This is a genomic window from Anaerohalosphaeraceae bacterium (assembly GCA_035378985.1).
In the GTDB taxonomy this organism is placed as follows: Bacteria; Planctomycetota; Phycisphaerae; order Sedimentisphaerales; family Anaerohalosphaeraceae; genus JAHDQI01.
This window is the reverse complement of sequence record DAOSUR010000012.1, coordinates 45,664-66,470: the sequence shown is the minus strand read 5'-3', so window position 1 is coordinate 66,470 and position 20,807 is coordinate 45,664. Positions and strand designations below refer to the sequence as shown.

Genomic DNA, 20,807 nt, shown 5'->3' with positions numbered 1-20,807 from the left:
ACTTTTTTCGATAATGTCGTAAAATAGTATAGACTGTTTTACGACATTGTCGATAATAGTATTGTATGGAGATTCGCAGACGCTTATATGATACGATTTTAGCCCGGCATTTGTCATCAAACCGCCAGATGGCCCTTGTCAGCGGGGCTCGGCAGGTCGGCAAAACGACTACCTGTCGGCTTCTCGCCCGGACGTATTTTAATTGGGATAACATAGATGACCGTTCGAAGATTGTCAAAGGACCGTCGGCGGTGGCCGAACAGGCGGGCTTGAATCGGCTTAACCAGGCGACCCCTGTCATCCTGTTTGATGAACTGCATAAGTTCAGAAAATGGAAGCTTTTTTTAAAAGGTTTTTTTGATACCTATGCAGACCAGGTCCGGATTGTCGTAACCGGCAGTTCGCGGCTGGATATTTATCGGCGCGGGGGAGACAGTTTGATGGGCCGGTATTTTCTATACCGAATGCATCCGTTTACGGCCGCAGAAACCGTGCGGCAGGACCTGCCTGAGCCCGGGCAGATTGTTCGTTCGCCCAAGCCCGTTCCGGAGGAGGACTATGCTGCGCTCTGGGAGTATGGCGGATATCCGGAGCCGTTTCTCCGTCGAGATGCCATGTTCAGCCGACAGTGGCATAATCTGCGGCTTGTGCAGCTTCTGCGGGAGGACGTGCGGGACTTAACGAGGATTCAGCAGATGGATCAGTTAGATCTGCTGGTGCATTTGCTCCTTGCCCGGTCCGGGAGCCGATTGGTTTACAGCAGCCTGGCCGCGGAGGTCGGGGTGACGATAGACACCGTTCGCCGATGGATTGGGACCTTATGCAATCTGCATTTGGGGTTTTTAATTCGGCCGTGGTTTAAGAATGTCTCCCGTTCTCTTCGCAAAGAACCGAAATGGTTTGTGCGCGACTGGTCGCTGGCGGAGGATGCCGGCAGACGAGCGGAAACCTTTGTGGCTTGTCATTTGCTAAAAGCGGTGGAGGGCTGGAATGACCTGGGCTTGGGGACATTTGTTTTGGGGTATGTGCGGGATGTTTATCAGCGGGAGACGGATTTTATCGTCGTTCGAGACGGCAAGCCGTGGTTCCTGGCGGTGGTCAAGACCTCTGATACGAAAATAAGCCCTGCACTGTCCTATTTTCAGCGTCAGCTGAAGGTGCCGTTTGCCTTTCAGGTTGTGATGGATGAACCCTATGTGGATGCGGATTGTTTTTCTCGTCCGCATCAGCCGCTCGTTGTGCCGGCCCGGACGTTTCTTTCTCAATTGCTCTAAACCGATTTACAGCCGGTGTCCGAGCATGTGCAGGGTGACGGTGCCGAGGCACAGGGAGCGGCTTGCGGCATAGGTCAGGCCGGCCTGTCGGCAGAGGTCCGGGAAGTTCAATTCATCATTCCACGTGCGGATAGATTCGGCCAGATAAATCAGCGGGTTGGGTCTGCCGAAGAGCGGAATGCTGGCGGCGGGCATCAGATGCCGAAGATACATCCAGAACAATCCGCGAACCCATTTGTTTTTCGGCAGGGAGAATTCGAGGATGCCGATGCGTCCGCCGGGACGAAGGAGCCGCTTCATTTCCTTCAGGGCCGCGGGGATGTCGGGGATATTCCGCAGGCCGAACGCACAGGTAATCAGGTCAAAGGAGTTTGACGGAAGGTCCGTCCGGACGGCGTCAGCGACATGCCATCTGATTTGCTCAGACAAGGCGGCGTATTTTTCCCGGGCCTGTTCAATCATCGCCGGACTAATGTCCAGGCCGACGATTTCGGCAGCGGGCTGAAGATGAGCCAGAGCAGCGGCCATTTCGCCCGTTCCGCAGCACAAATCAAGGATGCGCTCCTGCGGCTGAGGATTCAGCAGGGCGGCGGCGGTGCGGCGCCAGCGCCGGTCCAGCCCAAAACTGAACAGGCGGTTGCAGAGGTCATAGCGTGCGGCGATGGGTTCAAAGTCAAACACGGCGGTTGTCCGAACATTCGATTTATGCTGTTTTGTTCAGCAGAATAGACAGGATCAGAAGGATGCCGAAGGCCAGATGCAGGGCGGCGGTTTTCCGGTCGAGGGCCTCCAATTCCGGAGAATCTCGGCTGGTCAGGACGGTGTGCAGATTGCGGAACGCCAAAGGAGCCGTCAGCAGCACCAGCAGCGACAGCAGAGGCAGGATGTTCAGGACAATCAGGACGGCCGTAATTCCAAAAGCCGTCAGAACAAGGGCGGCATATTCGAGTTTGGCGAGGCGAAACCCCAGCAGGCAGGCAGTGGTTTGAATGCCTGCCTTGATGTCATCCTCAATGTCGCGCAGATTGTTGGCGGACAGGATGGCCGCCACGAGACAGCCGACCGGAAGCGACACCCACAGGACGGAATGGCTGTAAGCGCCGGTCAGGACATAATAGGAGCCGATGACCATCAGCGGGCCCATCAGTACAAAGACCATCGGGTCGCCGAAGCCCCGATATTTCAGAAAGAACGGAAAGCCGGTATAAAAAAATCCGCCGGCCATTCCGACCAGTCCCAGAAGGAGCATCGGCCATCCGCGGAGCCAGATAAACCAAAGTCCGAGCAGGGCCGTAAGGGCAAAGCAGATCAGTCCGGCGGCCAGGACTGCACCCGGCGAAAGCAGTCCTTCGGGAAGGACCCGGCTGCCGCCGCGTGTATCAGGACGGTCCACGCCTTTGAGAAAATCAAAATATTCGTTGATCAGATTGGTTCCGGCGTGAATCGCCAGCGAAGCGGCCAGAACGAAAGGAAGCAGAGGCCACTGCGTTTCTGCATTGCCGTATGCCAGGGCCGCTCCCAGAAAAACAGGAATAATGGACGCCGTATAAGAGAAGGGGCGAAAGGCCTGAAGCCAGATGGAAAGCCGGGTGCGGTTCATTTCGGTTGGTTTGAGCGGTTCAGGCGACATCTTTTTTCATCAGCTCCCGCAGCAAAATGGTGGCATAGCAGCCGGAATCCAGCTCGAAGGACAGCTGGAGGTATTCGCCCTTGTCATCCTGTCCGGTGTCGATTTCAATCTGTTTGGGCTGAAAGCGCAGGGGCCGACGTCCGCCTTTGGCGCCGGCAATTTTGAGACGGCGAAGGTCTTCCTCCTGCAGCGGCACCTGGTCAAGCACGGCGTTTTCGATTTCCCCTGCGGCTCCGCTGATTCGGGTGGTTCGAAGCCCCAGCAGGGGGCCGGTCGGGCTGATTTCAAACCGTTCGCATCGGGGCTGTTCGGCCGCAGGGTCTTCCACCGCAAAACAGGCGCCGTTGTCGTGCTTCATCGCCAAATCGCCTTCAAGCACCTGGTCGATTCGAGGCATTCGGGCGGCCAGGACCTGGTTGAAGATATGAGACTGCCAGGCCGCCACCAGAAGACTTCGAAACGGTTTGCTGACGGCCAGGGCGGCGCGGCGTTTGTCGCCGGGACAGTCAATCAGCGACTGCAGCGCCCGCCGCTGGTCGCGGAATCGAAACGGCCAGTTGCGGTAGGCCTTGTCGTATTGCCCTTCTTCGTAAAAGCGCCGGGCCCGAATGAAATCTTTCTGCTTGTCCAGCTCGGGTTTGCCCAGCAGGATGTCCGTAAACTCTTCGAGGCGGTCCTTTACGAGGGCCCAGCCGAGCAGGTGCGATTCAAAACGAGACCCAAACCGCTGGGGACCGAAATAGTTCGGCACACCGCGCCGGGCCAGCACGGTTAAGCACTGCTCGGCGATTTCTTTGGCTTGCGGGATGGGAACTTCCAGCTGTCGGACCCGGATGCGGAAGCGGTTGCCGGCCAAATGACCGGTTTTGAGTTTGTTGTTGTGCCGGGCGACTTCGAGAATGCGGATATTCGGCAGCTCCAGGGCCAGCAGACGCTCCGGCTCGACGTGTTCGACTGACATCCATTGCCGCGTGACGGCTTTGGTGTCTTTGCGTCCGGCCATCCCGATATCCAGATGGCGGACCCCGAGGGCGTCGGCGATTCGTTTGGCGGCGTCGGAGCTGGCCAGGCCGGTTTTTTCAATTCGGAAGAAGGTGTGGGTTCCCTCGCCGGACGGCGGATAAAGAGGGATTTCATCGACAAAGAAGTCTTCCGGGCAGACCTTGATGACGCCGCCGATGCCCGGCAGGTCTTTGGTCAGATACGGCCAGGCGGTTGTATCTACCAGTTCAATATTGTTTTCAGAATTATTTTCAGACAAAGAGTCCATTGTTTTCTGGTGTTTAGAGTTTTCTTAAGCATAGAGAACGGCTGGAAAAAAGCAAGAGGCAAAAACCGGACCTCAAATGTCAGAAAAATCGCAGAGGATTGAATCGGCAACGGCCCAGGCAGGACGTGTCAGTCGAACGCATTCCGCTGTATATTCCAGCAAACCCAGAGCCGTATAGTGCCGAATGGGTTCGGCAAATAATTCCATCGGGTCAAAACCGGTTTGAGAGATGAACTGTTGTCGATTGATCCCGGCGGATTTCCGCAGATTCAGGACAGCCGTCTCGCAGGCAATTTCCAGAGCAGAGGGAACCTGGACCTCGTCAAAGGCCCATTGGTTCTTCCGGATGGATTCGATATATCGCTCCAGGTCGGCGGTATTGCGGGTGCGCTGTCCCCGGAACCAGGAGGCGGCGGAAGGCCCCAGTCCCAGCCAGGGGCGATTGTCCCAATAGCGAAGATTGTGTCGGCAGGCAAAGCCGGGACGGGCGAAGTTGGAGATTTCGTACGGCTCCAGGCCCGCTGATTCGAGGATGTCGATGGCGGCCTCATACATCTGTCGGTCGGTGTCTTCATCGACAGGAATGATTTTTTCGTCTTGAAGGGCCTCAAAAAGCGGGGTGTCGGATTCATAGGTCAGACTGTAGGCCGACAGATGAGAGATGTCGAGGGCGATGGCCTTGCGGACAGACTGCTTCCAGGATTTTAAGGAAGAACCGGGAACGGCAAAAATCAAATCCAGCCCGATATTTTCAAAGCCGCATTGTCGGGCTGTTTTGACGGTATTGAAGATATCCTCCGGCTGGTGAAGCCGCCCGAGGAACGACAGCTCCTCCGGATGAAAGGATTGCGCCCCGATGGAGAGGCGGTTGACGCCGTATGTTTTCAGCACCGTAAAAATCGCTGCATCGGTCTGGGCCGGATTGATTTCAACCGTAAACTCTTCGGTCGGGCGGCCTGTCTGTTCGAGAAGCCGGCGAAGCAAAAAGTCCATTTGGCTGACGGACAGAACGGAAGGAGAGCCGCCGCCGACGTACAGGGTCTGGATGGGCGGCTGAAGGGTGTACAGGTCCAGCTCTCGGAGGACGGCCCGACTCCAGGCATCCGCCGCATCCGGATTGTAGGGAATGGAATAAAAGGAGCAGTAGCGGCATTTGCGGGCACAAAAGGGCACGTGAATATAGACGGACAGCGTGTTGTCAGGAGTCGGGGAAGTGATCGGCTGGAATCTTTTTTCAGACATGGTCCGGGGCAGCCGGAGAGGGCGTTTCCGCCGGAGCGGCAATCGCCCGGTGAGAATGCTGCCAGATTCTTCGCCACAGGCCGGTGAGGGCATAGCCGCCGAAACAGACAACCAGAGCGACCTGCAGCCCCGTTTGCCATATCAGAGCCAGAATGACGGCGACCCAGAACAGGTGGATGATGGGTTTTTTGCCGCGAAGGTACTGGTTGACCAGATGCGGATACTCGATGCGGCTGACCATCAGGGCGCCGGCGCCGATGGCAATCAGCGGAAGACAATACAGGATGGTTTTCAGAAGCAGAGCGAACAGGGGTCCGCGGGCCATAGGGTCGGCCTTCATATGTTCAATCAGGACAATCAGTCCGGCCAGAATGCCCGCGGCGGCGGGTGTCGGAAGCCCCTGGAAAACCCGATGTGCGCTTTCGTCTTCAACATTTTCTACATTAAATCGGGCCAGACGGACGGCGGCACAGCACATATAGGAAGCCCCCGCCAGCCAAAGAAACCGACGGAAAAAGTCAGACAGAAAGAACGTTTCTTCCCCGAACAGGTCCGGGAAGTTCTGAATCAGCACGCGAAAGGCCAGAACCGCCGGAGCCGCCCCGAAACTGAGCATATCGCACAGACTGTCCAGCTGCCCGCCGAAACTGGAGGTCGTCTGGCTCATTCGGGCGATGCGTCCGTCGAGCATGTCGGCAATCATTGCGATGAAAATCATATAGCCGGCCAGGGCAAATTTGTCCGGTCCGTGAGCGGCCAGTCCGATGGCGGCAAACCCGCAGATGCCGTTGATGAGGGTTACCAGCGAGGGCAGAATGGTAACGGTTTGAAGCCGTCTGGGTTTGGACGGAAAGAAGAAACGGCGTTTTCTGTGTTTATGACTCATTTTCGTATCGGGCCAAGGGCGTTTCGCCCGCTTTGACCTTTTCGCCGACTTTGACCAAAATCTTCAGGTTAGGCCCCGCCGGTATATACAGTTCCGTTCTGGAGCCGAACTTAATCATACCAAAGGGCTGTCCGGCCGTAAAGGTTTGATTTTCGGCCGCCTCGCAAACGATTCGGCGGGCAATGGCCCCCGAAATCTGACGCAGCAGAAGCGGTTCAGAGGGCGGCTGGATTCGCTCCAGCAGGAGGTTGTTGGATTCGTTGACTTTTCCGGCCTGAACGCCTTCGAGGGCATTGAGGAATTTGCCGGGCTTGTAGGTGACGGACTTGACACGGACGGCACAGGGCATCCGGTTGATGTGGACATTGAAGATGCTCAAAAAGATGCCGATGCGGACGGCCGGGTCAGGGCCCAGCGCCGGTTCGTGTACCTGTTCAATGTCGCTGATAGTACCGTCAGCGGGGGCAAGAAGCAGAGCCGGGTCATCTGGAATTATCCGCTTCGGGTCGCGGAAAAAGGAAACGGCCCATCCCAGCACGACCAGCAGAATCGCTTGCGGCAGGACGCCCGCCAGCCAGAAACCAGCTCCGCTGTGCAGGGATTCCGGAAGCACCTGCTGAAAGAACAGGGCATACACGAGCATCAAAACAAGCAGGACGGCCGGATAAGCCGCCGCCTGCGGCAGACCATATTTGGTTATCGGAATTCGCATAGATAATCAGGATAAAAGATGCCCTGTTAAAAAGCAAGTTTTGCTTTCAGGATAAGTTAAGGTGTGTTTGAATGTCTATGGATGCAATATGTCCAGTAATCAATTCCTTTAAGTTTTTCCTTGAACCGGTCGAAGAAAAAAATGTATAATTAATATGGATTATGATGAGAGGCTATCCAAAGGGGAACCAATAGGTGTTTGTCCCGCGGCGATGCCTCTCTTTTTTATCGGTACTCCAGCTTTCCTCGAAGGTTGTTCATAAAAGCCACGTCGTTAGAGCGAATGAACTCACGCAGCAGGGAAGAAAATTTTTTCTGATTCGGAATCAGCAGTTTTGCCAGTTTTCCTTTGTTTTTTAAGTATTGAATCAGACAGTAAAAGTCTCCATCACCTGAGGCAATCACTGCCTCATCATAGTTTGGAAATTCAATCAGGGCCTGAAGAACAAGCTCTGCATCTACATTCCCTTTTGTTTTGCCGTTTTTCAATAATATGGCATGTTTGAGGATCAAATCGTATCCTTGCCTTCTAAGGTTTTCATAGAGCGGCTGGTTTTTTTCCAGATATCCAATAAATAAGAATGCTTTGCTCACATGATATTTATCGGCCAGATATTTTCGAAAACGTCCAAAGTCCAGCTGCCAGCCTTGCTCTTTGATTGCCAAGTGTACATTTTGACTGTCAATAAAGGTGTATCGAATCGGTTTTTTCTTTGAGGGTCCTGATGAATCAGTTTGCAGTTCTATGATTGGGTCTCCGACTTGAAAAATGGGTACTGGGTTTATGAAAACGGCGAAGCGGAAATGCTTCGCCGTTCTTGTTTTCCATCTGCGCGCTTTTCAGACAATCAGTTCGTTGCCGACCTTTCGGGCGCGGGTGGGTTTGTCGAGGTTGATGCCGAGGGCTAGGCCGATTTCGACCAGCAGATTCCATCCGGCAGCCAGATACACATAGGGAGTCAGTTCGCCGGCGTCCGGGACCTGAATCGTCGGGAAGGGGGTCTTGCGGTTGGCGATGGCAACCACCTTGAGCCCCACACCCTTGACAAGGACCTCCTGAAACTTTTCGATTTCGGCCTCGATGGGGTCCACCACAAAAACAATGTCCTTGGGGTCCATCACTTCCTCGATGCCGTGCACGGCATACGTGCCCTCCAGATAGTCGGATTTATTGCGGGTGATTTCGTTGGTCTTCAGGGTCAGCTCCTCAGCCACGCCGTCGTTGTATCCGGCGAAGTAGATGGTGGGTGCCCCGACGGCTGTCTGGATAATCGATGGGTCGATTTTGAGGGTCAGAGCGGTCTGAATCTGGTCCGCCAGCCTGCTGCAGTTGACGTCGGCCAGGTTGCCGGCGATATGCCGCAGGAGCGATTCATAAAAGAGGGCCTGCTCAATCACGCTTTTGGTGGCGGCGACGGCCTGTTCCCAGCCGCAGGTGAGGACAAAAGTTTTTGCACAGGCCTCTTCGAGCAGCGTTCCGGCGTTGGCCGACAGACCGAAGCGGTTGGGGTTGCCCATTTCTTTGAGTTTTTTGGCCAGCAGCACCACTTCTTTGGTGCGTCCGGAGTTGGAGGCGCAGAAGACGGCAAACCGCGACAGGTTGTACTCGGCCGCCTGCCGGGAGCCCTCTGTGAAGACGGCCAAATCCATCCCCCATCGCAGGGCTTTTCGGATGGCGTTTTTGGCGGGGAAGATTCGGCTGGACCCCTCGCCGGTCAGCAGCAGCCGACCTGCAGAACGGATGGTTTGGGCGACCTCTTTGGTTTGCTGGAGGTTAAATTTTCGCACGACTCCCACGACATCCATCATCTCACGGACCAAGGCGAATTTTGCATATCGTTCTTCCTGCAGATTCATCGGGATTTCTCCTTAATAATATAGATGTTGATTCGAATTACCCTCGTTGGAGAACGGCCTGGGCAGCGGCCTCGAATTGTTCGGTTTCCTGACGGACTCGCTTGACAAAATCGTTTTCCTCCAGCGGCCCGATGACGGCGAGCATTTCCTCGCTGTTCCGGTAGGTGGCCTGCCGGAAGGGGTTGTCGTAGTCTTTTTTGCGGGATTCATAAACCCGCCGGCAAATCAGATGCTGGATTTGGACAGTCTGTCGAAGGGCCTCCTTCCACTGCTCAACAGTCAGCGTCTGAGTCTCGTACAGCGAGCACAGGGTCGCCCAGGCGTGCTTTTGTTTGTCGGCCGGATACCGCTGCCAGAGCTGGTCATAACGTTCATGAATCTGCTGCCAGGTTTGCAGTTTTCCGTCGCGGATGTCGGCCCGCAGCCGGTCCACATCTTCGGCAGGCATCAGCTGGCCGCCCAGATTGACCCAGTGCCGGCATCGCGGCCCCTGCAGGGCGGTTTTCAGGTCTTCAAAATGCGCCTGCGGGTTGGCCTGCATCCAGCTGAGCAGATTCTTGACTGCATAATACAAAAGCATCTGCCGATAGGCTTGGTACCCTTCAATCGGTTTGAGAATAACGGCCTTTCGGGAGGATTTTTCCATTTTTTCGCCGAGCACTTCCAGGTCGGCGACCCCCTTTTCGCCGCTGCAAAGCAGCGTGCGTCCGAGGGCGGCCAGGTCGTCGGCGGAGCGGCTGTCGGGAGATTGCCCCTGTCTGCGGAGATAGGCCTTGGCGGTCCACTCCTCCAGAAGCCGCATCGCATGGAAGATTTCCTCGGCGGTATCCGGGGCCAGACTGTCAAACTCAATATGCTGCGTTTTGCGGATGCGTTTGTCGCGCGTCAGAAACTTCCAGGTATTGCGGGCCAGCGCGTACATATTAAACAGCCACCAGAAGGCGGGCATGACCTCCAGCCGATCTAAGGGAACGTTGTTGTTCAGCAGCGAAAACGGAAGCGGAATATCCAGCTCGGCCGGATAATCTCCTTTGGACAGCAGCACAAAGGAGGCAAACCGGGAAGAGTGTTTGATGCTGGTACACAGGCCCGGCCAGAATCCGCGTCCGGCCTGGACTTCATTGTCGTTGGCTCGGCTGTTGTGGTTGGAGCCGACGGTAGCCCCGGCGGCCATATTGCTTTGCCCCAGCACGACGGAGGCGATCAGAAACGAGTTGTTGTGGTGCTGTTCATGGGCAGGGAAAATCAGGTTGTTGAGCACCTCGCAGCAGGAAATCGTGGAGTTGTCGCCGAGGAACGAATGAATCAGTCGGGCGCCGTATTTCAGATTGGAGTTGTTGCCGAGGATAAAACGCACGGCCTTGCAGCCGTAGAAAATGTGGCAGCCGTAGCCGATGATGCCGTTGACCAGTTCGACCCCTTCGCCGATTTGGCTGGGTTCTTCGGGGGAGGAATTGATGGTCAGATTTTTGAGTTTGTTGGCCCCTTTAATATAACAGTGGGCGCCGATTTTGACGTCTTTGAGAATCTGACAGTTTTTGATGACGCACTGATCGCCGACCGTGCCGTAGTAGCCGCGTCGGCTGTCAAACTGCTTCTGGGTCATTTCCTTCAGCCGCTCCAGAAGCAGCCTGTCCTCTCGATATTTCGCCCACAGATAAGCGTCGGCGGTAATCATCTCGTCGAAGGGGATTACGCGCCGGCCGCCGGCTTCGTTCATCAGGTCCAGCCAGATGCGGACGGATTCGGGTTCACCGTCTTTGACGATGCCGTTGCCGAATTTGGCGTAGTTGGTTGTGTGCATCTCGTGAATGTTCAGCAGAATGCACCGGTTCCCGATGATGTAGTGGGCCAGATAACTGACATTGTGGATGGCGGTATCATCGCCGATGTCGCAGGAGACAATCCGGCTGTTGGTGATGCCGACCGGCACCTGCATATCATGATGCTCGAGGATTTGGCTGCGCATTCGTCCCAGCCGCACTAGTCCGAAAAAGGAGCTGTTTTTGATTTGTGCCGGCTCAAACTCGTCGGTAACCAGCACATCATCCCAGTTGTCGGCCGTGTTGCCGTTCTTGACCAGCTGCTCCAGTTCATCCGCCCGCAGATGACGCCAGGCCGGATGGGGCTGAGGGATTTGACTGTTGCGAAGGTAAAATTCGTCTTTGCCGTCCGGCAGATAGGGGGAAGGAATAAAATTCTTTCCGAGCTGACCGGCCGGCAGCAGAACCACATGTTCCATCCGGATGACCCTCCAAGACCATTCGAAATTTTTTAAAGGTGCATTATATACAGATGCTGCACAGCCGGGCAAGAATTCTGTGCAGGATTTTACCTTTTTCTGCCGCGGCCTTTGGCGGAGCGGCTGCGTCCGTTGTGCCGATTCTGGACAAGCGGTTCCGCCGGTGCGACGAAAAGCTGACGGGCCGGCACATTTACGGACACGATTCGCACTTTCATCGGCTGGCCGAGGTGAATGCTGTGTCCGGACCATTTGCCGACAACGGCCTGGGCCCGCGGGTCGTATCTCCATTCGTCCAGCCCCAGGTCGCCGGGTTCGATAAGCCCTTCGATGCCGAATTTCAGACACTGGACAAAGACGCCGAAATTGGTCAGCCCGGAGACAACGGTGTCCATTTCGTCGCCGACGCGTCTGGTGAGCATTTGAAGAATCAGAACGGTTTTAAGCTCTTCTTCGGCCTGGTCGGCCTGTTCTTCTGTCCAGGTCAGGTGTCGGCCGATTTCCCGCAGTTCCAGCTCGGGCAGGACTTCTTCCAGCCCGATTTTGTTCAGGGTGCCGCGGATATAGCAGTCGATAAGCCGATGAACCAGCAGGTCGGCGTAGCGGCGGATGGGACTGGTGAAGTGGCAGTAGTGTGTGCTGGCTAATGCATAGTGCCCGATATGCAGGGGCGAGTATTCCGCTCGGGGCAGACTGCGGAGGACATACGTGTTGATGGCGTAGGAAAGAGGCGTGTCTTTCACGGAATCCAGCAGGTCCTGAATGGCCCGACGGTCGAGGACGCGGGGGACCTTCATTCGGAACAGCTTGATAAAACGTCCGAGGTTTTTGGCGCTTTGGGCGTCCGGCGCCGGGTGAATTCGCCGAAGGAAAGGGACCCGGAATCGATCCAGCAGACCGGCGACCGCCTCGTTGGCCTCGACCATAAACATTTCGATGATGGTGTGCGGATAACTGTCGTCCGCCGGATGTGCGTCGATGACCTGCCCGGATTCATCATAAACCAGCTCCGTCTCCGGCAGGTCCAGATGAATCATTCCGGCTTTGCGGCGCCGGGCCTCGATGGCTCGGGCCAGCGTTTCCATATCTTTCAGCAGCGCGACCACTTCTCCCGGAAAGCCCCGGGCCTTTCCCCGCAGAATCCGGTCGGCCTCTTCATAGGTCAGACGGGCCGTAGAGCAAATCACCGTGTTGTCAAATTCCGTCTGAAGGACCTTGCCGTCGGGGCTGTAGGTGATGTACACGCTTTTGGTGAAGCGCCGCTGGCCGGGCTGCAGCGAGCAGATGCCGTTGCTGAGCACCTCCGGCAGCATCGGGATGACCTTGCCGGGCAGATAAACGCTGTTGCCGCGCCGGCGGGCCTCCTTGTCCAGCGGGGTCTGCATCGGGACAAAGGTGCTTACATCGGCAATATGGACGCCCAGACGCCAGTTGCCGTCGCGGTCTTTCCTCAGACTGATGGCGTCGTCAAAGTCTTTGGCATCCGGCGGGTCGATGGTGATGATGGTTTCTTCGGTCAGGTCCGCCCGGTTGCCGATTTCGTCGGGATTGAACTGTTCGACGGCCTGGCGGGCCTGCTGCCGGCAGTCTTCATCGAAATCCTCCGGCAGGGAAAACCGTTCCATCACGGCGCGGATTTCGGTATCGTAGCGTCCAGCCCTGCCGAGAATTCGAATGACCGCCCCGCGGGCCGGCTGATTGTTCTGCGGATAGCGCGTGATTTCCACCACGACTTTGTCGTTCTCGCGGGCTCCGCTGGCGGAGACGTCGTCAAGAACAATGGAGCCGAAGAAGCCCTTGCCTTCCGGCTGGATGAACCAGAGGTTTTGCCGCCGCTGCAGGGTGCCGACAAAGCGGTCGCTGCTTCGTTCGATAATCTGGATAATTTGCCCGCCGTACCGCCACTGGCCGTCTCGTTTGCCGCGCCGAATGACCTTTGCCTGAACGATATCGCCGTTCATCGCCCCATTGATGTCGTCGGGAGCGATGAATAGGTCGCCGTGGGCATTGGGGGTTATCGGAACCAAAAAGCCAAAGCCCCTCGGGTTGGCGCGAAACGTTCCGATGACGGTATCGGACAGCGGGGGCAGCACCAGGTTTTTTCGCGAATCAGTGACAATTTGTCCGTTTCGGCGAAGGTCCTCTACGGCCTTCTGGAAGGTGGCCGCCTCTTCCCTGCCGACTCCCAGCCAGCCGGCCAGCTGCGAAGCCGTCATCGGCTCATAATCCCGTCGTGTCAGGGTGTTAAGTATTTGTAATTTATAATGTTCCATCGCCCTCGCATTGTATCCGAAACTCGGCTGTTTGGCTATCTTTTATCGGAACAAGAAGGGCATTTTCTTGCATTTTTCCTTTGCAGGGCTACAATGGTCTTCTCTTTTGACTTGGCGAACAACGAGATAAAACGCAGGAGATTGCGATGAAAATAGTGGTATCCGGCATGGTCGGATTGGATAAAAAGGAATACCTGGAGGAGGTTTGCGACTATGCCCGTCGGCAGGGCAAGGATATTCTGTTGTGCAATGTGGGGGATCGGATGTATGCCGAGGCGCCGGATGTGCCGCCGGGACGGATTCTGGACATCTCCCGGGAGCGGCTGCATTCGCTTCGCCGCAGTGTGTTTAAGGACATTCTGGCCCAGGCCCGCACCCACGAGCATGTGGTTGTCAATACGCATGCAACCTTCCGCTGGCGGCATGGGCTGTTTCCGGCGTTTGATTTTTACCAGACACGGGCTCTGAAGCCGGATTTGTTTATCTGTATTATCGACAGCGCCGAGCGGCTTCACGTGCGGCTCAAGAAAGACCACCGCAGTCAGCATACCCTTAAAGACCTGCTGGTCTGGCGCGAGGAGGAGATTCTGGGGACCCAGATGATGCAGCAGGGAACGCGACCGGAGGCGCCGTTTTACTGTCTGGCACGCGGGCTGCACAAGAATACGGTGGAGACCTTTTATCGTCTGGCGTTTGAACCCCAGCGGCCGCGGGCTTATCTGAGCTTTCCGATGACCCACGTGGCGGGACTGCCGGATGTGATTGCCGAGATTGACCGGTTTCGTGATACGATGAAGGAGATTTTTACCTGCTTTGACCCGGGCGATTTGGAGGAAGCGTACCTGCCGTATTATGCGAAAAAAGCCAAGCAGGAAGGCCAGAAAACCATCGAGGTGAAAGCCCTCGGCCAGACGGTCCATTTTGATGTGGAGGAGGTCCTTCAGATTGAAACCGACATCAACAGCCAGATTTATGCGCGGGATTTTATGCTGATTGACCAGTCGGAAATGATTATCAGTTTTGTGCCGGCCCTGCCGGATGGGATGCCGGCCTTGTCCAGCGGCGTGGAGCGCGAGCTTCAGCACGCTCACGAAACGGCCAAGCAGGTCTATGTAATCTGGATACCCAAGAAGGCCCCGTCGGTATTTGTGACCCAGACGGCCAGCCGGGTTTTTTCATCGGCTCAGGAGGCCCTGGACTTTTTCCGCAAAGAATACGGAGGGCGGATTTGATTGTGAAAACGCATCAGGAACTGGCGGCGCTGATGGACCATACCCTGCTGAGCCCTACAGCGGTTCAGGCGGATATTCGCCGGCTCTGTCAGGAGGCGATCGAGCATCGGTTTGCGGCGGTGTGCGTAACCGGCAAATGGGTGTCTCTGGCGGCGGACCTGCTGAGGGGCAGCGGAGTCCGTACGGCGGCGGTGGTCGGTTTTCCGCTGGGCACATCCAGTCCGCGGCTGAAGGCCCTCGAGGCCCAGGAGGCCGTTATGAACGGTGCGGACGAGCTGGATATGGTGGCGGATTTGGCTGCTATTGTGGAAAAAGACGACAAGATGCTCCGGCGAGATATTGAATCGGTCTGGAAGGTCTGTCGGCAGATGAACCCGCCGGTGGTGCTGAAGGTGATTATCGAGTCGGCGGCGCTGACGGACGAGCAGATTGTCTTTGCCTGCCGAATCGGTCAGGAGATTGGGGTTGATTTTCTCAAGACCAGCACCGGCATGCACAAGGCCGGCGGGGCGACGGTCGAACACGTACGGCTGATGGCTCAGACGGCCCCGCGATGCAGAATCAAGGCCTCCGGCGGCATCCGAACAGCCCAGCAGGCCCTGGCAATGCTCGAGGCGGGCGCCGCTCGATTAGGGACCTCCTCCTCCGTGCAGATTCTGCAGGAGTTTGCTTCTGCGGCGAAATAGTTTTATGCATCCGCTCCATCCCAAAGCGTGTCGGTGTTTTCTTCGTCCGATCTTTTCAAAGGCAGCTGTTTCCCAGCTCTATGAAACAATTTCCCGCAAAGAATTTCCGGCCGTTTGGGGCGGCAATGACTCGGTCCATCATTTCAGTATCTTTTGTGCTCAGCCCGCTGCGATTTTTCAGGCGGCTCTGAATGAGCCGGACCTGCCGGCTCGGCTGGAGCGGGCTCTTTCTTCGTACCGATTGGCCGAAGAGGTTCCTGTGCCTCAAGGGGTTTTTTGCGGGGGCTGGATGGGATATTTTGCCTATGAACTGGGGCGCTTTTTTGAAAAACTGCCGGGGCAGGCACAGGACGATATCCAAATGCCCGTCGTCTGGCTGGGCTTTTATGATAAGGCCGTTCTCTTCCATCATAACCGGCAGGAATATTGGCTGGCGGCGGTGGAGATAGAGGGGGGAAACATTTCCGCCGAAGACAAGTTTGCCCAACTGTCCGGCTGGCTGCGGGAGGCCGAACATCAGGATGTGCCGGAGATTCCTTTTGCGGCGGATGCCGAGCGCGTCCGGTTTACATCCCGAATGAGTTGTCAGGACTATCTGGCCGCTCTGGAGCGCATCCGCCGATACATTTATGACGGGGAGGTTTATCAGGTTAATTTGACCCGAAGGATGGAAAGTCCCTTCGACGGAAGACCCATCGACCTTTTTCACTGGCACAGCCGCTGGAACCCCAGCCCGTATGCGGCGTATCTGGCGGCCGAAGACTGGGCCGTCGTCAGCGCCTCGCCCGAATTGTTTTTGCAGATTCGCGACCGGCATATCTGCACGCGGCCGATGAAAGGAACCCGTCCGCGCGTCAGCGGGCCGAATGCGGAGGAACGGAATCGGACGGCGTTTCGGGATTTGGCGGAAAGTGAAAAAGAACAGGCCGAGCTGGCGATGATTGTGGATTTGGAGCGCAATGACCTGGCGCGGGTCTGTGTGCCCGGCAGCCGGATTGTCTCTCAGTTCCGTACGATTGAAGAATATGCCACCGTCTATCAGGCCGTTGCGGCCATAGAGGGGCTGCTCCCGCGGCGCAATGACCCGGCGCTCTTTTTGGAAATCCTTCGGGCGGTTTTTCCGGGCGGTTCGGTGACGGGAGCACCGAAAATCCGTGCGATGGAAATCATTGATGAACTGGAACCGACGGCTCGCGGAGTTTATACCGGCGCCGTCGGCTGGCTGGCATTGAACGGGGATGCCTGTCTGAATGTGGCCATCCGGACGACGGTCGTGAAAAACGGGTGTGTTTTCCTCCAGACCGGCGGGGGTATTGTCGCCGATTCCCAGCCGCAGGCGGAATGGGAGGAGATGCTGCTGAAAGCCCGGGCCCTGCAGAATGCGGTTCAGGCCGTATGCTCGCGGCCGCACAGGCCGGCGGTTTTTGCTGTTCATCCCAGCGGCGGCCGTTTATAGTATGGTTCAAAAGGCGGATAACCGGAGGATAGTATGGAGCAGGTTTTTCTGAATGGTTCTCTTGTGCCCGCATCCCAGGCCCGAATCGGGATTGATGACAGCTCCTTTTTGTACGGAATCGGACTGTTTGAAACGATGCGGGCAGTTGGGGGGCGGGTGTTTCGCTTTTCGGACCATTGGCAGCGGCTGGCGGACTCCGCTCAGGCCCTCTCGATTGTGAATTCCTATTCGAAGGAGGAGGTACAGGATGCCGTTGGACAGGTCCTGCGGGCCAACCAGCTGACGGACGCCCGGATTCGTCTGACGCTGACCGGCGGCTCCCTGCGGGCCGAAGAAAACCGCCGCTCAACCCTGCTGATTACGGCCACGGCGTTTGTCCCTTATCCGAAGGAGTATTTCGAAAAAGGCGTGCGGGTAGTGATTACGGATTACCGCCAGAATCCCAAAGACCCCTTTGCAGGGCACAAAACGACCTGCTACGGGCCGCGTCTGGCGGCGCTGCGCGTTGCACACGAGAAACTGGCGGCTGAAGCCCTCTGGTTTACAACGGAAAACCGGCTGGCCGAGGGCTGCATCAGCAATGTTTTTTTGGTTCGGCAGGGCAAACTTCTCACGCCGCCGCTTTCCACACCGGTTCTGCCGGGCATCGCCCGAAAAACAGTGCTCGAGCTGGCCCGGCAGGAAAAGATTTCGACGGAAGAGCGTCCGCTGGACATCAATGACCTGCTGGCGGCCGAAGAGGTCTTTCTGACGAATGTGATTATGACAATTCTGCCGGTGATTGCGGTGGAAGGCCACACTGTCGGTGAAGGCAAACCCGGTCCAGTGACCAAGAGCTTGACGCAGAAATACGAAGAAAAACTTCGGGATTCGACTCTATGAAAATCGAACAGATAGAACGGCTGCTGGAGGAAATTGCCCCGCTGAAACTGGCGCAGGAATGGGACAATGTCGGATTCCTGCTCGGTGACCGCAGGCGGGACATCAAAACCATCCTGCTGACGATTGATACGACGATGGCGGTTGTCGCAGAGGCCAAAGCTGCAAAAGCGGACCTGATTTTGGCCTATCATCCAATTATCTGGGACGGGCTGAAAAAGATTACCGCCGACGGGCCGACCGCGCCGGTTTATGCCCTGATTCGCGAGGGCATCGGTGTCTTTTCCATCCATACGGCGTTTGATGCCGTGCTGGGCGGTGTCAATGATGCGCTGGCGGAGATTCTTGAGATTCAGGACCCAAAACCCCTCGGAGATTTTGTCGCCGACCCCAAAGGACCCCAGTACAAGATTGTAACCTTTGTGCCGACGGACTCCGTCAATCAGGTTGCTCAGGCCCTTTACGAAGCCGGAGCCGGCGCCATCGGACATTACTCCCATTGCGGGTTTCAAACCGTCGGGACGGGGACATTCAAGCCCCTTAAAGGCGCCAACCCGACCATCGGGCGAAGGGGCAAACTGGAGGAAGTACAGGAAATCCGTCTGGAAACCGTCGTTTCCGCCGACAAGGTGCAGGCGGCTGTGGCCGCCCTTCGGAGGGCCCACCCCTATGAAACGCCGGCATTTGATGTGTTGCGGCATTATGATGTGGAAAACCGCCTCGGATTGGGCCGTTTCGGCAGACTGCGCAAGCCCCTTAGCGTTCAGCAGGTCCTCGAAAGAATTCGTCGGGCAGCCGGCACCAAAGCCGTCGGCATTGTCGGGCCGCAAAAGCGTCTTGTCCGCAGGGCGGCTGTGTGTGCCGGAAGCTGCGGAAAAATCTTAAGTGCCGTCATAGACGAAGGATGCGATTTGTACCTGACCGGGGAACTCAAGCATCATCAGGCCCTGGCGGCAAGCGAAGCCGGGCTGACCTGTCTGTGTCTGTCTCATTCCAATTCAGAACGATTTGCCCTGAAAATCCTGGCTCGGAAATTGAAAAAACACCTCCGAGATGTCACAATACGGCTCAGCAAAAACGATAAGGACCCGTTTGTATGGAAAATGATTTAAACGAGCAGGATAAAATCGACAATCCAATAGGCCGGCCGGAGCCGGCCGCTGACCTTTCGACGCCGTCGGAGGATGAGCCGGTGTCCAGTGAGCCGCCGCAGGCGGAATCGGAGGATTTTCCTCAGGAGATGGAGGCATCGCCGGCGGAGGAAGCCGCGCTGACTCCCACGCTCGAAACCGTAATCGAGGCGGTGCTGTTTGCCAGTGATGAACCGCTCAAGCCTGCCAAGCTGGCGGAGATTGCCGAGGCGGGCACCCTCAAGCAGATTCACCAGTGTGTTCGGGACTTGAACCGCAAGTACCGAGAGGGCGGTTTTTCGTTCCGCATCGAAAGGATTGCCGGCGGGTACCAGATGATGACGCTGCCGGTCTTTAATCCGTGGCTGTCGAAGCTGGTGAAGGTCCGAGCGGACAACAAACTGTCGCCGGCGGCCCTGGAGACCCTGGCGATTATTGCCTACAAGCAGCCGATTATCCGGGCGGATATCGAGGCCATTCGCGGTGTGGCCAGCGGCGAGGTTATTCGCAATCTGATGTATAAGGGGCTGGTGAAGATTGTCGGCCGGGCGGAGATTCTGGGCCGGCCGATGCAGTACGGCACCACGCAGAAGTTCCTGGAAGTCTTCGGGCTGAACTCCCTTAAAGACCTGCCCAATGTCGAAGAACTCAAAAACCCCCAGACCTGAAGAGATTCGACAGGCCCTGCTGCGCTGGTGGGATCAGGGGCACCGCGATTTGCCCTGGCGGCGGACAAAAGACCCTTATGCCGTCTGGCTGGCGGAAATGATGCTTCAGCAGACGCGCATCGAAACCGTCATTCCTTATTATGAACGCTTTTTGCGGCATTTCCCGACGGTTGAGTCGCTGGCGAGGGCCAAACTGGATTCGGTATTAAAACTGTGGGAGGGGCTGGGTTATTACAGCCGTGCCCGCCATCTGCACAAGGCCGCTCAAATCATTGTTCGGGAGTACGGCGGGCGGTTTCCGGAGAAGGCCTGCGAGCTGCAGAAGCTTCCCGGCGTCGGGCGTTATACCGCCGGAGCCGTGGCGAGCATCGCCTTCCATCAGCCGGCGCCGCTGGTGGACGGCAATGTCATTCGCGTCCTGTGTCGGCTGTTCTGCATCCGGCAGGCGCCGACACAATCCGCCGTCAAAAAGAAACTTTGGCAGCTGGCCGAAACGCTGGTTTGCCCCCAACGCCCGGGGGATTTCAACCAGTCGCTGATGGAGCTGGGGGCCGTTGTCTGCAAACCCGGCCTGCCGGATTGCCGGAATTGTCCGCTGGAGACGTTTTGTCTGGCCAAACAAAAGGGGCTTCAAGCCGTTCTTCCGAAAATGCCCAAAAGCGGCAAACTGCCCGAGTATGAAATTGCGGTTGGGATTGTCTTACGAAACAGCCGGGTCCTGATTGCCAAAAGAAAGGCCGAAGGGCTTTTGGGGGGATTGTGGGAGTTTCCCGGCGGCAAAAGAGAAGCGGGCGAGACGCTCGAGGAGACGGCGGCTCGCGAGATTCGAGAGGAGACGGGCATCGCGGTTTCCGTCGGGCCGTGTCTGACCGTGGTGCGGCACGTGTATTCTCACTTTAAGATTGTGCTGCATGCCTTTTTGTGTGAGTATCAAAACGGAAAAGCCGAGCCGCTCGGCTGTGATGCCGTCAAATGGGTCTGGACCAGCCGGTTAAAGGAATATGCTTTTCCGGCGGCCAATCACAAAATTTTTCAAAAACTGCATTCCTGGGTAAACAAAAAGCGGTCTTAACCCCTCATTTCCAATCGGTACCCCGAAAAGGGATTGCTTTTTTGGAGAATTCTGCTGCATTTTCGGGGGAATACAAGGAGACATTTTATGAAGGGCTTTCTTGACAGTCTGAACGGGTTGGAATTGCCGGCGTATTTGGGCAAGATGTCCGAGGAAAAAAAGGAAGCAGTCGCAGCCCATGGAAAGTCTGAAGAGGCAGCATCAAAAAAGGCAACCTGATGAGGGTTTCTGTTGAATGAAAAAGAGCGGCTTCGTAAGCCGCCCTTTTTTGTTTTGATGGAGATGACCACCTTCGGCAA

The 20,807-nt window shown here is 56.5% G+C and carries 18 protein-coding genes; 8 read left to right on the top strand and 10 right to left on the bottom strand.

The annotated features are described in order from the left end of the window. Nucleotides 1-65: 65 nt before the first annotated feature. Entirely contained in the window at nucleotides 66-1,274 is a 1,209-nt protein-coding gene (locus PKY88_09625) for an AAA family ATPase (GenBank protein ID HOQ05457.1), read from the top strand. Nucleotides 1,275-1,280: 6 nt separating this feature from the next. Here the strand turns inward: PKY88_09625 and PKY88_09620 are convergent, their stop codons facing one another. The 10 genes from PKY88_09620 to rnr all read right to left on the bottom strand — a co-directional run bounded on the left by PKY88_09620 (nucleotide 1,281) and on the right by rnr (nucleotide 13,385). Continuing rightward, nucleotides 1,281-1,955, bottom strand: a complete 675-nt coding sequence (locus tag PKY88_09620; GenBank protein ID HOQ05456.1) for a ubiquinone/menaquinone biosynthesis methyltransferase — start codon at nucleotides 1,953-1,955, stop codon at nucleotides 1,281-1,283. A 22-nt stretch (nucleotides 1,956-1,977) separates the two neighbouring features. After that, entirely contained in the window at nucleotides 1,978-2,904 is a 927-nt protein-coding gene (gene menA, locus PKY88_09615) for a 1,4-dihydroxy-2-naphthoate octaprenyltransferase (GenBank protein HOQ05455.1), read from the bottom strand. Then, complete coding sequence (gene truD / locus PKY88_09610; protein HOQ05454.1) at nucleotides 2,894-4,174, bottom strand: tRNA pseudouridine(13) synthase TruD; 1,281 nt, start codon at nucleotides 4,172-4,174, stop codon at nucleotides 2,894-2,896. The genes menA and truD overlap by 11 nt, the downstream gene beginning before the upstream one ends. Before the next feature lie 72 nt (nucleotides 4,175-4,246). Further along, entirely contained in the window at nucleotides 4,247-5,416 is a 1,170-nt protein-coding gene (hemW, locus tag PKY88_09605; protein ID HOQ05453.1) for a radical SAM family heme chaperone HemW, read from the bottom strand. After that, nucleotides 5,409-6,302, bottom strand: a complete 894-nt coding sequence (locus PKY88_09600; GenBank protein HOQ05452.1) for a phosphatidylcholine/phosphatidylserine synthase — start codon at nucleotides 6,300-6,302, stop codon at nucleotides 5,409-5,411. The genes hemW and PKY88_09600 overlap by 8 nt, the downstream gene beginning before the upstream one ends. Continuing rightward, a complete protein-coding gene (locus PKY88_09595) occupies nucleotides 6,292-7,014 on the bottom strand; it encodes a phosphatidylserine decarboxylase (protein ID HOQ05451.1) in 723 nt (240 codons plus the stop codon). Before PKY88_09595 ends, PKY88_09600 begins: the two co-directional genes overlap by 11 nt. Before the next feature lie 224 nt (nucleotides 7,015-7,238). Continuing rightward, entirely contained in the window at nucleotides 7,239-7,700 is a 462-nt protein-coding gene (locus tag PKY88_09590) for an NYN domain-containing protein (GenBank protein ID HOQ05450.1), read from the bottom strand. Between the two features lie 153 nt (nucleotides 7,701-7,853). Next, nucleotides 7,854-8,870 (bottom strand): hypothetical protein, encoded by a 1,017-nt coding sequence (locus tag PKY88_09585; GenBank protein ID HOQ05449.1) that lies wholly within the window; start codon nucleotides 8,868-8,870, stop codon nucleotides 7,854-7,856. A gap of 37 nt (nucleotides 8,871-8,907) precedes the next feature. After that, the gene (locus tag PKY88_09580; protein HOQ05448.1) at nucleotides 8,908-11,112 is read right to left on the bottom strand and encodes a DUF4954 family protein; all 2,205 of its coding nucleotides are present in this window, start codon (nucleotides 11,110-11,112) and stop codon (nucleotides 8,908-8,910) included. Nucleotides 11,113-11,201: 89 nt separating this feature from the next. After that, the gene (rnr, locus tag PKY88_09575) at nucleotides 11,202-13,385 is read right to left on the bottom strand and encodes a ribonuclease R (protein HOQ05447.1); all 2,184 of its coding nucleotides are present in this window, start codon (nucleotides 13,383-13,385) and stop codon (nucleotides 11,202-11,204) included. 146 nt (nucleotides 13,386-13,531) lie between these two features. On the opposite strand from rnr, the gene PKY88_09570 reads away from it, so the two are divergent. The 7 genes from PKY88_09570 to mutY are packed head-to-tail and all read left to right on the top strand — an operon-like array spanning nucleotide 13,532 to nucleotide 20,508. After that, the gene (locus PKY88_09570; GenBank protein HOQ05446.1) at nucleotides 13,532-14,617 is read left to right on the top strand and encodes an AAA family ATPase; all 1,086 of its coding nucleotides are present in this window, start codon (nucleotides 13,532-13,534) and stop codon (nucleotides 14,615-14,617) included. 2 nt (nucleotides 14,618-14,619) lie between these two features. Further along, on the top strand, nucleotides 14,620-15,303 hold the full coding sequence (gene deoC, locus PKY88_09565) for a deoxyribose-phosphate aldolase (GenBank protein ID HOQ05445.1): 684 nt from the start codon (nucleotides 14,620-14,622) through the stop codon (nucleotides 15,301-15,303). Nucleotides 15,304-15,307: 4 nt separating this feature from the next. Further along, nucleotides 15,308-16,759 (top strand): aminodeoxychorismate synthase component I, encoded by a 1,452-nt coding sequence (pabB, locus tag PKY88_09560; GenBank protein ID HOQ05444.1) that lies wholly within the window; start codon nucleotides 15,308-15,310, stop codon nucleotides 16,757-16,759. Between the two features lie 33 nt (nucleotides 16,760-16,792). After that, on the top strand, nucleotides 16,793-17,641 hold the full coding sequence (locus tag PKY88_09555) for an aminotransferase class IV (GenBank protein HOQ05443.1): 849 nt from the start codon (nucleotides 16,793-16,795) through the stop codon (nucleotides 17,639-17,641). Then, nucleotides 17,638-18,750: a Nif3-like dinuclear metal center hexameric protein gene (locus tag PKY88_09550; protein HOQ05442.1), complete on the top strand. Its 1,113-nt coding sequence runs from the start codon at nucleotides 17,638-17,640 to the stop codon at nucleotides 18,748-18,750. Before PKY88_09555 ends, PKY88_09550 begins: the two co-directional genes overlap by 4 nt. Beyond that, a complete protein-coding gene (scpB, locus tag PKY88_09545) occupies nucleotides 18,735-19,436 on the top strand; it encodes an SMC-Scp complex subunit ScpB (protein ID HOQ05441.1) in 702 nt (233 codons plus the stop codon). Before PKY88_09550 ends, scpB begins: the two co-directional genes overlap by 16 nt. After that, complete coding sequence (gene mutY, locus PKY88_09540) at nucleotides 19,405-20,508, top strand: A/G-specific adenine glycosylase (GenBank protein HOQ05440.1); 1,104 nt, start codon at nucleotides 19,405-19,407, stop codon at nucleotides 20,506-20,508. The genes scpB and mutY overlap by 32 nt, the downstream gene beginning before the upstream one ends. The last annotated feature ends 299 nt before the right edge of the window (nucleotides 20,509-20,807 follow it).